This window comes from Actinoallomurus acaciae, from assembly GCF_042429965.1.
Taxonomy (GTDB): Bacteria; Actinomycetota; Actinomycetes; order Streptosporangiales; family Streptosporangiaceae; genus Actinoallomurus; species Actinoallomurus acaciae.
On the sequence record NZ_JBHLZP010000002.1, the window covers coordinates 13,526 to 25,537 of the forward strand.

Annotated in this window: 13 protein-coding genes and 3 pseudogenes; 9 read left to right on the forward strand and 7 right to left on the reverse strand. The window is 67.9% G+C overall.

The features are described from left to right. Positions 1-117 precede the first annotated feature (117 nt). Together ACFFNX_RS00605 and ACFFNX_RS00610 are read left to right on the forward strand one after the other, a co-directional pair. Positions 118-165, forward strand: a pseudogene (locus ACFFNX_RS00605) (hypothetical protein); the annotation flags it as partial. Between the two features lie 82 nt (positions 166-247). Beyond that, positions 248-595 carry a hypothetical protein gene (locus ACFFNX_RS00610; protein WP_378193522.1) on the forward strand — a complete coding sequence of 116 codons (348 nt, stop codon included), beginning with the start codon at positions 248-250 and terminating at the stop codon, positions 593-595. A gap of 66 nt (positions 596-661) precedes the next feature. On the opposite strand, the gene ACFFNX_RS00615 is transcribed toward ACFFNX_RS00610, so the two are convergent. Together ACFFNX_RS00615 and ACFFNX_RS00620 are read right to left on the reverse strand one after the other, a co-directional pair. Continuing rightward, positions 662-1,216 carry a molybdopterin-dependent oxidoreductase gene (locus tag ACFFNX_RS00615; RefSeq protein ID WP_378193336.1) on the reverse strand — a complete coding sequence of 185 codons (555 nt, stop codon included), beginning with the start codon at positions 1,214-1,216 and terminating at the stop codon, positions 662-664. 218 nt (positions 1,217-1,434) lie between these two features. After that, positions 1,435-1,920, reverse strand: a complete 486-nt coding sequence (locus tag ACFFNX_RS00620; RefSeq protein WP_378193338.1) for a hypothetical protein — start codon at positions 1,918-1,920, stop codon at positions 1,435-1,437. Between the two features lie 194 nt (positions 1,921-2,114). Between ACFFNX_RS00620 and ACFFNX_RS00625 the strand changes: the two genes are divergently transcribed. After that, positions 2,115-2,627: a DUF6582 domain-containing protein gene (locus ACFFNX_RS00625; RefSeq protein WP_378193341.1), complete on the forward strand. Its 513-nt coding sequence runs from the start codon at positions 2,115-2,117 to the stop codon at positions 2,625-2,627. 12 nt (positions 2,628-2,639) lie between these two features. Here the strand turns inward: ACFFNX_RS00625 and yhjD are convergent, their stop codons facing one another. Beyond that, positions 2,640-3,779 (reverse strand): inner membrane protein YhjD, encoded by a 1,140-nt coding sequence (yhjD, locus tag ACFFNX_RS00630; RefSeq protein WP_378193344.1) that lies wholly within the window; start codon positions 3,777-3,779, stop codon positions 2,640-2,642. 270 nt (positions 3,780-4,049) lie between these two features. Here yhjD and ACFFNX_RS00635 point away from each other — a divergent pair, with 270 nt between their 5' ends. Beyond that, positions 4,050-4,520 (forward strand): GNAT family N-acetyltransferase, encoded by a 471-nt coding sequence (locus ACFFNX_RS00635; RefSeq protein WP_378193347.1) that lies wholly within the window; start codon positions 4,050-4,052, stop codon positions 4,518-4,520. On the opposite strand, the gene ACFFNX_RS00640 is transcribed toward ACFFNX_RS00635, so the two are convergent. Next, the gene (locus ACFFNX_RS00640; protein ID WP_378193350.1) at positions 4,517-4,684 is read right to left on the reverse strand and encodes a hypothetical protein; all 168 of its coding nucleotides are present in this window, start codon (positions 4,682-4,684) and stop codon (positions 4,517-4,519) included. The two genes, ACFFNX_RS00635 and ACFFNX_RS00640, sit on opposite strands and share 4 nt — an antisense overlap. Positions 4,685-5,289: 605 nt before the next feature. Between ACFFNX_RS00640 and ACFFNX_RS00645 the strand changes: the two genes are divergently transcribed. Next, a complete protein-coding gene (locus ACFFNX_RS00645) occupies positions 5,290-5,784 on the forward strand; it encodes a restriction endonuclease (RefSeq protein ID WP_378193352.1) in 495 nt (164 codons plus the stop codon). Between the two features lie 285 nt (positions 5,785-6,069). Further along, positions 6,070-6,288, forward strand: a pseudogene (locus ACFFNX_RS00650) (transposase family protein); the annotation flags it as partial. 151 nt (positions 6,289-6,439) lie between these two features. Here ACFFNX_RS00650 and ACFFNX_RS00655 read toward each other — a convergent pair. Next, positions 6,440-6,907, reverse strand: coding sequence for a MarR family winged helix-turn-helix transcriptional regulator (locus tag ACFFNX_RS00655; RefSeq protein WP_378193355.1), 468 nt, complete (start codon positions 6,905-6,907; stop codon positions 6,440-6,442). A gap of 119 nt (positions 6,908-7,026) precedes the next feature. On the opposite strand from ACFFNX_RS00655, the gene ACFFNX_RS00660 reads away from it, so the two are divergent. Beyond that, positions 7,027-8,664, forward strand: coding sequence for an MFS transporter (locus tag ACFFNX_RS00660; RefSeq protein WP_378193358.1), 1,638 nt, complete (start codon positions 7,027-7,029; stop codon positions 8,662-8,664). Between the two features lie 93 nt (positions 8,665-8,757). On the opposite strand, the pseudogene ACFFNX_RS00665 reads toward ACFFNX_RS00660, so the two are convergent. Beyond that, a pseudogene (locus ACFFNX_RS00665) lies at positions 8,758-8,847 on the reverse strand (IS5/IS1182 family transposase); the annotation flags it as partial. Between the two features lie 582 nt (positions 8,848-9,429). On the opposite strand from ACFFNX_RS00665, the gene ACFFNX_RS00670 reads away from it, so the two are divergent. Beyond that, entirely contained in the window at positions 9,430-9,948 is a 519-nt protein-coding gene (locus ACFFNX_RS00670) for an LLM class flavin-dependent oxidoreductase (RefSeq protein ID WP_378193517.1), read from the forward strand. An 87-nt stretch (positions 9,949-10,035) separates the two neighbouring features. Here ACFFNX_RS00670 and ACFFNX_RS00675 read toward each other — a convergent pair whose 3' ends face one another. After that, positions 10,036-11,034: a quinone oxidoreductase family protein gene (locus ACFFNX_RS00675; protein ID WP_378193360.1), complete on the reverse strand. Its 999-nt coding sequence runs from the start codon at positions 11,032-11,034 to the stop codon at positions 10,036-10,038. A 94-nt stretch (positions 11,035-11,128) separates the two neighbouring features. Between ACFFNX_RS00675 and ACFFNX_RS00680 the strand changes: the two genes are divergently transcribed. Further along, a complete protein-coding gene (locus ACFFNX_RS00680; protein WP_378193363.1) occupies positions 11,129-11,836 on the forward strand; it encodes a hypothetical protein in 708 nt (235 codons plus the stop codon). Positions 11,837-12,012: the final 176 nt, after the last annotated feature.

Consider the following 12,012-nt stretch of genomic DNA (forward strand, 5'->3'; position numbering starts at 1 on the left):
GACGCGTGCCGGTAGCCCGACGGCGAACCTCCGCCGTTGCTCGACCTGCCGGTGACGTTCAACGGCTCACTCGTCGGCTTCGAGTGGGACGACGACCATGGGGCCCGGCTCGGGATCATGCGCCGGGACGACCGCGGCGGAGTGCAGTGGTTCGCCATCGACCCGTGTCATGTGTTCCACGTCGGCAACGCGTACGAGGATGCCGCCGGGCGGATCGTGCTGGACCCGGCCACCGGCTCCGCCCGATGTGACCGACTTGACGACCGGCCGGTCGAGCTCCCGACGCTCAACGAATCGCGCGGAGTTCTGGCTGTACGCGGTGCGCAACCCGGAGAGGACGGACGCGCTTCTGGGCCAGTTGCGAAAGCCGCGCGCCGGGATGGAGCGGCTGATGGGGGACGCGCTGGAGCGCATCGGAGAACGCGACAACGTCTCCGCCGAGGACGTCACCACGATCGCGCTCGCGCTGTTCCAGGGTCTGCTCCGGCAGCGGCGGCTCGATCCCGCCGGCGTACCGGAGAAGCTGTTCGGGCAGGCGATGCGATGGCTGTCCGCCGGCATCGCGGCGAGCGGTTCCAACTCCGGCGGACGGTGACCACTCGCCCGGACCCGTGGTGGCGCAGGCTTCGAGCACGGCCTGACGGTGGGTACCCGTACGCCCTCAGCGTCGGCGGATGAGGTGATCGGCGTCACCGATGTAGAGCTGCACGACCGTGCTGACATAACGACCGCCCTTGGCGTCACCCGGGACGACCAGGCGAGGGCCGTCGGAGTCCAGCGGGGCACCGTCCTGGGCAGTGGCGACCAGCACCTGACGTGCGCCGAAGGCCGGATCGATCTCTCCCCAGGACACGATCGCCCGATAGCCGTCGGCGCCGGTCGCCGCGACGAAGAACCGCAACTGGTCATTCTTGACGTTCGCGTCGAACCGGGGACCGACGGCCGCCGCGACGTCGGTGAGCAGCGGCCCGGTGAAGGTGTGCTGCTCGGTGCCGGTGGACGAGCCGAACTGCACGGTGACCGTGTGCTGGGGGAACCGCCGAAGATCGGCGACGGTGTACGCGCGCCGGTGCTGCACCTGACCGGTCACCACGACCTGAGCGGGCCGGGAATGGCCGGACCGTACCGGGGCCGCGACCGCCGACGACGACAGAAACGCCACGGCGAAGATCGCGACGAAAGCCGCGACGACACGACGAGGAGACAGCTTCCTCATGACGACTCCTAAGGCGCGGATGCGAGGGTCAAGGCTCCATTCAACGCTCAAGTGCCCAGAAGCCTGCGGCATTTCCCTGGAATCCGCAGGGTCACGCATCCCTGCATGGAGCAACCCGTCGGCTCCGCGCCCGGTCGTGTGTGGACCACGGTTCTCGGCCTCGTCCACGGCTCGGCGACCTGACCGAGCAGCGGACGCTCGAACCGGCCGAGTGGGGGTCAGCCTCGGCAGCGAGCGCCCGCCGATACGTGGACGGTGGCCATCTCCTTGCCTGCGCGAACCCGCAAGGGTACGCAGGCGGCCTTGTCGAGGGAGAATCCGCCGGGAAAGACCAGCCATCGGCCGGAGGCCCCAGGTGGCACCGGGCAGGCTGGGATGTGCAAGCCAGTGGTCCACTCGGGAGCGTGGTTGCCCCAGGCGATGGAGACGCGGGCGGCCCAGTTCTCCGGCACGGTCAGGGTCGCCTCACGCCCCGCATGGATGAGAAGTCCGGTCTTGGCGAAGAGACGGTGCGGGTCGCCTCCACCTGCCCTGCCGGCCTGCAGCCTAGACGTGGTATCCAGCCCCACGACGTCGAGAATGCCGCGCTGCGGTCCGGCCGGCGACGACACCGTGTCGATCGGAGAGCAGTCGAGATCGACCTGCCCGGGTGACGCGGCACCGCTACCCGACGCGACCGGCGCACGCGCGCTGGGCGATGCCACGGGCGCCACTTTCCCCGTGCACGCGGCTGCGGGGCAGAGGACGATCACCACGACGATTCGAAGTACCACTCGCACGATGCCTCCACCGCTACGCCATCCGGCTGAGTATCACACTGTCGACACACGAACGCGCTCATCTGCCACGGATAGTCGCACCGCGAGGCCGGTGAGAGCCGGGAGCGCTGGAGTGCCGGATGTGGCAACTGATGCAGTATTCAGACAGAAATCTGGCGGGCGCGCGTGGCCTGACCTTCCTCTCACGGGTAAGGCCACCAAGAGGTGAGCGAAGGAAGATGTTTCCCGGCGCCGGCCGCCCTGTCGGCCGGGATGGCAGTCTGGAGAATCTCATGTCAACGAAGAAGCAGAAAGAGGCCGCACGGCACAATATTGAAAGGGCTCGCGAGGTCCAAAGCGAGCGCGCCCACGGAGAGCACATTCCGCGGAGCTCGGAAGGCATGAGCACCGCCGAGAGAGACAGGCTCTCCGACTCCGAGTTCGCCTTCCCCAAGGAACGCAAAGAGCCTATCGGTGACGCGGATCACGTCCGGAACGCGATAGCGCGATTTGACCAGGTGGAAGGCGTTACCGACGAGGAGCGCGACGACGCCTGGCGGCGAATCAAGGCGGCAGCCAAAAAGTACGACATAGACGTGTCCGAAGATGACTGGCGCGACCTCTTCAAAGGAGGAAAGGAAAGAAAGCGGTAAGGCCGAACACGCCTACCGTGACCCCGCTTCGTACTCCGGAGACACCGCTCCTGGTGCGTCCGGGTCCGCGTCCGGGTCCGCGTCCGGGTCCGCGTCCGCGTCCGCGTCCGCGTTCGCGGGCGTTCGCGGATGAGAGGTGGCCGTCCACGCGGTGGCGAACAGCAGGAACCGGGCTACCAGGTTGGCGAACACCAGCAGGCCGATCGCCGGGCCGAGCACCGCACCGGTCGGCGAGTGGGCGATCCTGGCCAACAAGACGCCGGCAGCCTGCTTGAGCACCTCGAAACCGACCGCCGCGAGCAATGCGCCGCGCGCCGCCATTCGCAAGCCCACCCGATGGCGGGGCAGCCGAGCGATCACCCACGAGAACATCAGCCAGTTCACCATGAGCGCGAGTGGCACGGTCACGAGGGTGAGCAGCGGCCGGGCCCAGCCGTCCGAGGCCAGCCCGGCCAGCCGCAGCAGCAGGGCACCCGCGGCGCCGCCGGCCGCGGTGATCGTGAATGAAACCGTCAGGGCCACACCGAGACCGATCAGGGCGAGCAGATCCTTCAGTGCGGTGGACACCCGCGGCAGCCTCGGCCGCTCCAGACCCCACTGCTCGGTCAGCGCGTCGCGCAGATGAGTCATCCAGGCGATCCCCGAATACAGGGCGATGACGAGCCCGATGACGCCGACCGTTCCACGGGCGTCGACCGCGTTCCGTACCAGCAGGTTGAGGTGATCGCCGAGTGCACCGGGTACCTGAGTGCCGATCTCGGCCTGCAGCCGGCCCAACAACGCGTGATCTCCGGCAAGCACGATCGCGGCGACGGCGAACGCCACCATCAGTGTCGGTACCAGGGACAGGACACTGAAGTAGGTGATGGCGGCCGCGTAATAGTCGCCATAATGCGCGCCGTACGACTCGGCGGCCCGGAACGCGTGGTCCAGCCACGGGTGACGAAGGCGTAGCCGATCCCAGATCCGGGAGGCGGCAGACGCGCCGCCGCTGTCTTTGGTCACGGCCGGAAGCCAAACAGCAGCCATGACCATCCGCAACCACCTGAAAACCAGACGCCTGCCCGGCCTGTCGCGCCGCTCCGTCGTACGAACCCGAACCACCACAAGCCCCACAGGGGTTCGCACCGTCCGTGCGCTCGCCGCCGGCATCGACATCAAAATCGTCCAAGAAACCCTCGGACACGTCACCAGCGCCTACCCCGAACTCTCCCGAAGACACCGCCGCCCTCATCGGCTTGTGAGAACCGTGCAGCAGCCCTGACTCGACGAACGACACCTGGCTCCGGATACGAGCTTGGGTTGGCTCCACTTAGCGATCTTGGAAGGGCGTTCGACGAACGAGAATTGGCCCCACCTGGCGAGGTGAGGCCGTCTGGTCGGCGCCTGGGTTGTCGGTGCTTGGTGCCAGACTTCCCGAGCATGAGCGACGATGTGCGGCTGAGGGATGTCAAGGAAGAGGACCTGGAGCGGTTCTTCGAGCAGGAGAACGATGCGGAGGCGGTTCGGCGATCGATGTTCACCCCCCGGCGGGACCGGGAGAGATTCATGACCCACTGGGCCACGATCTTGGGAGATGCCACTGTCTTCGTGCAGACGGTCACCGTGGATGGCGACGTCGCCGGCCATATTGTGGCCTGGTCGGAACGGGATCGGCGCTTCCTCGGATACTGGCTTGCCCGGCAGCACTGGGGACGAGGCGTCGGCACCAAGGCACTGACGCTCTTTCTGCAGCGGGAGAAGGCCCGCCCGCTCTATGCCGATCCCTTCGTAGGCAACACCGGGTCGGTACGGTTGTTGGAGAAGCTGGGCTTCCAGCGCGCTGAGACGCTGTGGCATGGCGAACACGAGCACCTCATGTTCGTGCTCGGCGGGTCGGCTGATCGTGGTTAGGCGTGTTCGGCGGCTTGGCGGGCACGAGTCTGGGCCAGACGGTAGGAGTCGGTGCCGGTCTCGATGGTGGTGGCGCAGAGTCGGGGTTCGGTGAAGGTCTTGGTCCAGCCGCCGAAGCTCTCGTTGGAGGCGACGCCGGCCTTCTCCTCACGTTCGGTCAACACCTGGAAGAGCAGGTCAACGCGCCCCGTGCGCCTTGCCGTGCCCACTTGAGATGGTCGTCAGGGGTGGTCTTGGCAGGCATCTCGATCTGGCGGGCGGCCCGAGCGGTGCCTGCCCGCCACGACGACACCAATGCTCATCAGGCCCCAGATCCGCCTCGCGAGCGACCAACGAGCAGCCAGAGATCTACAACGACGTTGAGATGATCATTATAAGGCGCGCAACCGCAGGTCAGCGGCCGGAGGAGTGGTAGGGCGCCCGAGGCTCGAACCCGGAACCTATGGATTAAAAGTCCACAGCAGCGGAGGAATCGCCTGGTTCAGTCTAGGGATGGGCGTACCGAATAATGACGCTTGATGTCGCTGCGTGCCATTTTATTCGCGCCCATTGCTCCGTCTTCCCTCAACCACTCCACTCCGGTGTCGGGTCCTGCCGGCTTGTACCGCGGCGTACGAGCAAACACCGAGCAACCAAGCCTCGTTCGTCCGCCGGTCTTGATCCGAGCCTCTCGCAGAGGTGAGGGTGCAACTGGATCAGTACGGCGTGGCCGACGATGACGGCCGTCGGCCTCATTGGATCCCGTATGCTCGCAGGGACCTCGCTTGACGTGCCCGAACTCGCCGCCGATATCGAAGAAGCCGCCCGTGACCAGATCAGTGCACGGATTGCCGAGGAGTTCACCGGGCATGCACTGGCAACGTTGATCACCGCGATCCTCACCGCCGAAGGCTTCTACTGCGACCAAGCTCCTCCTGGCCCTGACGGCGGCATCGACATAACCGCCGGCCGCGGCCCTCTCGGCCTCGACAGCCCACGCCTGCTAGTCCAGGTTAAATCCGGCGGCCAGATCGGAGCACCCGTCGTCACCCAGTTGCAGGGCGTCATGACGACCCACGGCGCGGAACAAGGCCTTCTGGTCGCCTGGGGCGGCCTGTCCAAGCCAGCCCGCGACGCACTGAAGAACCACCAGCTGCGTGTCCGGGTCTGGGAAGCAGCCGACGTCGTCGACGCGGTACTGCGCACCTATGATCGCCTTCCCGAAGAGATCCGCACCGTGCTCCCACTCCGACGAGTCTGGATGCTCAGCGACAGCGGCGCGTGACCCATACCTCAGCGACACACTTCTCACATCAGCGACGGGCAACCGGTCGCCGGAACTACCGGGAGACCTCCACAACATTGATCTCCGCCGGGACCGCCCCGCTTGGTCGCGTGGATCTCAGCTTGGCTCTGTCGGGAATCTTGGGGATCTTTGGTGCGCTGGGAAGAGTGACCGGTAGGTAACCGGCAAGCTACCGAGGGTTGGAGAGGTCGGTCATTCCCCCGGGGTGGTCGGGTGTCGGTTCGTCTCCGGATCGCAGTGGAAGTTCCCGAACTCACCGTGTGGATGGCTCGTGCCAGCAATCCACGTGGCACGACGGCGATGTGGGTGCGCGACCGCCTTGAGGGCCTGTGGAGAGACGAGGACTTCGCTGACGGGTACCCGCGCGACGGGCGTCCCGGGCTTTCGCCCGCCCAGCTGGCCACGGTGAGCGTGCTGCAGTTCCTGTTCGGACTGTCCGACCGCGATGCCGCCGAGGCCGTGCGCTGCCGCATCGACTTCAAGGAGGAAGTGGTCGGAGAGTCGCTCGTAGCGGCGGTGGGGCCGGCGGGAGCTGGAGCCCGTAGGCGCACCGGTCGGTGCGGCCTCGCCTCCTTGAGGTACCACTCGTTCGACTGCGGTGGACGGATTCTCCTGGCGTGGGCCGGTGTCCGTCTCAGTGCGGAGGTGAGCTCGCCAGGGCGCTGCGGCAGGCGGCTATGTAGCGGCGCAGGTCGTCGACCTCGTCGGCGGCGAGCGGCGCCAGCATCCGCTTCTCCACGGCGTCCACGTCCGCGCGTACGTGATCGAGCAGTTCCCGGCCCTCGCCGGTGAGCCGCAGCACCCGCCGCCGCCGGTCACGCGGATCGGGGTGCCGCAGGACGAGGCCGCGGCCCTCGAGGGCGCCGACCATGTCGGCGGCGCTCTGGTCGGTCACGAACGCGTTGCGGGCGAGCTCGGCCGTGCTGAGGTCCGACCGGCGTTCCAGAACCGTCAACGCCGTGTACTGCAACGGCGTGATGGACGCCGGACGCAGCACCTCGTCCAGCCGGGAGCGTACGGCCAGCTCCAGCTGTTTGACCAGATAGAGCAGGGACGGCCGCGTCGTGGCGCGGTCGTCGCCGGAGGTGGCGGGGTCGGTCACCCGTTCATCTTCCCCGATCGCGGCGCTATGGAGAAAAACCAGGAAACCTGTACATAAATAGTGGTGCGTGACACAGTTCACGTTGGCAGCATCCGGGCTCCTCCGTTCCTGGAGACGCAATGAGCGATCTCACCGCCGCACCGGCCAGCCGGCATGCGATCACCACCCCCTTCCTCGCCCCCGGCACCCGCGTCGCCACCGCCCTCGCGGTGCTGGTGGCGCAGGTCGGGCTCGCCATCCCGGCCGTCCTCAATGGTCTGTTCCAGCAGGACCTGCACACCACCTCTGCGCAGCTCACCTGGATCTCCGACGCCTTCCTCGTGCCGGTGACCTTGCTCGAGCTGAGTTTCGGTGCCCTCGGCGATCTCTTCGGCCGCAAGCGCCTGCTGATCGGCGGCAGCCTGCTCATGGCCGCCGGCGAGTTGATCAGCGTGCTCACGCCGTCGGCCGGCACCTCGAACACCGCGGCCATCGCCACGCTGTGGACGGGGCAGGCGCTGACCGGAATCGGCGCGGCGGTCCTCTTCCCCACCTCGCTGGCGATGGTGGCCGCGGGAACCCACACGGCGCGGGACCGGGCGCGAGGCATCGCGATCTGGTCCGCCGCGCTGTCGTCCGGTGGGTTCGTGTCTCCGCTCCTGGGCGGGCTGGTCACCAAGATGTCCTGGGGCGAGGACCCGACGGCGTCCTGGCGCTGGGCCTTCGTCGCGGTCTTCGTCCTCGCCCTGGTAAGCGCCGCCGTCGCCGTGACCGCCCGGAATTCCTCCGCACCCGAGGGCCGGTCGCTGGACTGGCCGGGCCAGGTCACCGTCGCCGTCTCGTTGTTCGCCCTCCTGTTCGCCGTCATCCAGGGCGCCACGAGTGGTTGGTCGAGTCCGCTGGTGATCGGCGGTTTCGTCGTCGCCGTCGTCTTCTTCGCCGCGTTCATCGCCGCCGAGCGGCGGTCGCCGGCTCCGTTGCTGAGGTTGAGCCTGTTCGGCAACCGGGCCTTCGCGGTGAGCTCCCTCGTGACGGTGCTTGGCATGTTCGCCTTCCTGGGCACCGCCTACTCCACCAGCATCCGGCTGGCCGCGATCCAGGAGTTCTCACCCCTGGAGACGGCCGTCGCGTTCGTCTTGTTGCAAGGCTTCGCGCTGGTGCTCATGCCGGTCACCGCGAAGGCGATTCACTCGTACAACCCGCGTTGGGCGCTGGGCGCCGGTTTCCTGCTGATCGCGGCCGGGGACTTCTGGATCGCCGCCGAGTCGGCGGTCGACCGGTCCCTGTGGCCGATCGTCGCGCCGCTGGTCGTGGTCGGCGTCGGATTCGCGTTCGCGCTCTCCGGCGTGACCGCCGTCGCGGTCAACACCGTGCCCAACCACCTCGCCGGCATGGCCTCGGGCACGACCAGCCAGCTGCGCGACTTCGGCTTCACGCTCGGCCCGGCGGTCATCGCCGCGATCGCGCTGAGCACGGCCGCCTCCGAGATACAGCACAAACTGCACACCAGTTCCGCGCTGCAGGCGGCGATGGAGAAGTTCACCGCGAGCGCACCGCCCGAGGCCGTCGGCGCCGTGAACTCCGGACCGCTCGGCGCCAACGCAGTCGCGGGCAACCCGATCCAGAACGTCGCCTTCCACGCCCTCGACCACGCGTACGCGATCGGCTACGTCGTTTGCGGGATCTCCGCGCTCGTCGCCGCGGTACTGGCCGCGGCAGGAATGCTCGGCGGCGCGGCGCGCCGGCCCCTGGTCACCGAGGAATCGCTTCACGACTGACCGGCCGTCGCTTCGAGGGCGCAATCCCGGACCGCCGGGGCAGGACCCGGACCATGGCCGATGTGGACACGGTGGTGGTCGGGGGCCGGGCCGGCCGTCCTGCGGCCGGGTCGGCTTGGGCGGCGCCACCCGCTGGAACAACTCCCACAACTCATCCGGGACCAGGCGTTCCACCATCGACACGACAGAACCCCACCGACCCAAATGAAACGAAGTCTCACTCCTAGGCCAACCTGCTGAACAACCCACGCCGCTGTACCGGCAAATGAGGAATTTTATGTCGTGGCGTTCGCCCAGATTGTAGACGCTGCCATCTGAGGCGCCTTTATTGTGACCCTGCCCCCGGGGTCCTTGTCGTCGGTATGCATGCAGTACTGTGTCGCGTTTGCCTGCGCGCTGACGGGAGTGGCTCCCGCTAGAGGCGCGAAGCTGACCGGGCATGAGATGGCCACCAGCGCGACACTTAACGCCGATGCTAATTTATTCCGCATCAAATCATCCTCCTATACCAGACGCCTTTATGGGGAGATTGATCCGCGTAACCATTTACATTTCATTGTCCGGGATCTTCCGTGTGGTCCTCACCGGGAGGCGTCGCCCCCTTCCGTCAGGGCCGCGCCGACTCGTGCCAGTACACCGGATCATCCTCGAACCAACCGGCCGTGTTTGTCTTCCGCGGCGTGTAACCGATGGTCCGACCCGCGGCTCGGCCATGACGTCGTCACGTTGTCCGACCACCCGTACTGACCCGAGCGCCTGGACACCATCGCGCTGCTGTCCGCCATCGTGGCCGGGACCCGGCGGATCACGGTAATGCCCAGCCTGCTCAACCTGCCGCTTCGGCCGCCCGCCAGGACCGCCGCTGGCCTGGACGTCCTCAGTGACGGCCGGTTCGAGCTCGGGCTCGGCGCCGGAACGCAGCAGCTGTGGGAGTCCATCCTCGCGGAGGGCGGTCCCGCCGTCGGCGACGGCTGGATCTCCAGCTCCCCCTTCTTCCCGCCCGAGGCGCTGCCCAACGCCGACCGAATCATCGATGAGGCCGCGCGGACCACCGGCCGGTCGCCGCGAAGCATCCGCCGCGGCTACAACATCGAGGGGGCGTTCGATGCCGGCTCCGGCTTCCTCCAGGGACCGCCCGCGGCCTGGGTCCAGCAACTGTCCGAGCTGGTGCTGGCCGGGCAGATCGACACGTTCTTCCTGTACCGGGCCGACTCCCCCGACTTCCTCCGCCGCTTCGCCGCCGAGGTCGCACCCGCTGTTCGCGAACTCCTCGCAAGGGGTTGACCGCCGCATCCGACGGTAGGACACCGCCGACCGCCTCCGACGGTAGGACACCGCGGCCGTGTCCTACCGTCGGGTCGCGCAGGGATGTCACGGCCGGGCCGGGTCGCCCGGCGTCAGGACGAGGCGCCCGTTGAGCGAGCGGCTCGCCATCCGCTGGTGAGCGGTCACGGCCTCGCTGAAGGGGAGCACATCGACCTCGGTCTGGCCGAGTCCGGCGGCGACGACCTGGACGGCTGCTTCGAGTGCGGGCCTCACGGTGTCCGGGTGCGTGGGCAGGTAGGCGCCGGCGTTGAAGCCGATGACCGCGACGCTTCCGAACCAGAGCCGGTTGGTCTCGACCGAGTCATCCCAGTCCCCGCTGGCATTGCCGGAGGCGACGAGCCGACCGCCGGGGCGCATCAGGTCGAGACTCCGGCCGCGCAGCCGTCCGCCGACAGGGTCGATGACGACGTCGAAGCGTTCCTCGCCCAGCGCGGCCGGAAGCTCGGCAGAGTCGACGATCTTGTCGTACGGAAGCTTCGTGGTGGAGGCGGCCTGGAGCTTGCTCGTGCGAACCGTGCCGACGACCCGGCCGGCGCCGAGCTGCTTCGCCATCCCGGGGAACGCCGCGGAGAATCCCCCGAGCGCGCCGTGGATCAGCACGCTCTCGCCCTCGACCAGATGGGCGACGCGCGTCAGAGCGACGTGCGCCATCGCGGCGTTCGGCACAACCGAGACCGCGAGAGCGGGGTCGATGTCATGACCCTCGAGAGACACCACGAGAGGTGCCTGCGCGATGAAGACCGACGCGTAACCGCCGATGCCGCCGTTGGACATCGAGACGACCTTCTCGCCGATCGCGAACCCGGTCACTCCGTCGCCGAGCGCCCGCACCGTTCCCGTGACCTCGAGACCCGGGACGAACGGCGGTTGCGGCATCCCGGGCCGGTCCTTGAAGTGGCCGTCGCGGAAGAAGACGTCGATGAGGCCGACAGCGGCATGGGTGACATCGATGGCGATCTCGCCCGGCCCCGGCGTGGGATCGGGCAGCTCGACGACCTCGAGAACGGTCGGGTCTCCGAAGCGCGTGGCCTGCACGGCCTTCATGGCTTTCTCCTCGTACGGTTTAGCGCACCTTGTGATGCGTTACACGGGGACGCTAACACGCGTAGCGCATCGCTGCGTGCGTTATTTTTGTGCGATGCGGGAGAGAGCGAGATCGGCGGCGGACAAGGCGCAGCGTTCGGAGGACCTGCTCGGTGCCGCGGAGTCACTCGCGCTCGAGCTCGGCGGCGTTCGGTTCGTGACCGTCGCGGCGGTGACCGAGCGCGCCGGCCTCCACCGCACCGGCGTACGGCGGTACTACGCGAGCAAGGAAGAGCTCTTGCTGGAACTCGCCGAGCGCGGCTGGGGCCACTGGCGCGATGCGATCGGAACCCGACTGGCCGGGCAGGCGCGTCTACGGCCCGCCGATGTCGCTGACGTGCTCGCGGAGACGATCGCGTCGCTACCGGTCTTCTGCGATCTCCTCGCACACGTCCCGATGGACCTGGAGGGCGACGTCGACATCGAGCGGGCCCGCCGCTACAAGACGAACGCTTTCATGGTGCACGACGAGATCATCGACATGCTGGAGAGCGCGAGCACGATGTCGGCGAGCCAGCTGGAGTCGATGATCGCAGCCACGCTGCCGCTCGCCGGCGGATTCTGGCAGGTCTCCCATCCCACGCCGACCCTCGCGAAACTGTACGAGCAGGTTCCCTCTTGGGGGCACGTCGCGCTCGACTTCGAACCACGCCTCAGGCTCCTGCTCCGCGCGGTGGCTGTGGGGCTCGTCGAAACGCTGCCCGCTTCCAATGCCGATCGAGGGTCACGGCCCACCCGCTCACGGCCCAGCCGGGGCCGGTGACGCACACCGGCACGCTCGCGTGGCCCGGGACTCGCAGGGGAGGAGTCGATGTGGCGCGCGCTCCCCGGTCTGGACGAGGCGCTGGCCAGGGTCGGAGATCGGCGGAGTCCTCCTGCCGGGTCGGCCATGACCGGCTCGGCGCCGTCGTGCTCTCGTCGCCGGCCTGCCTTCGCGTT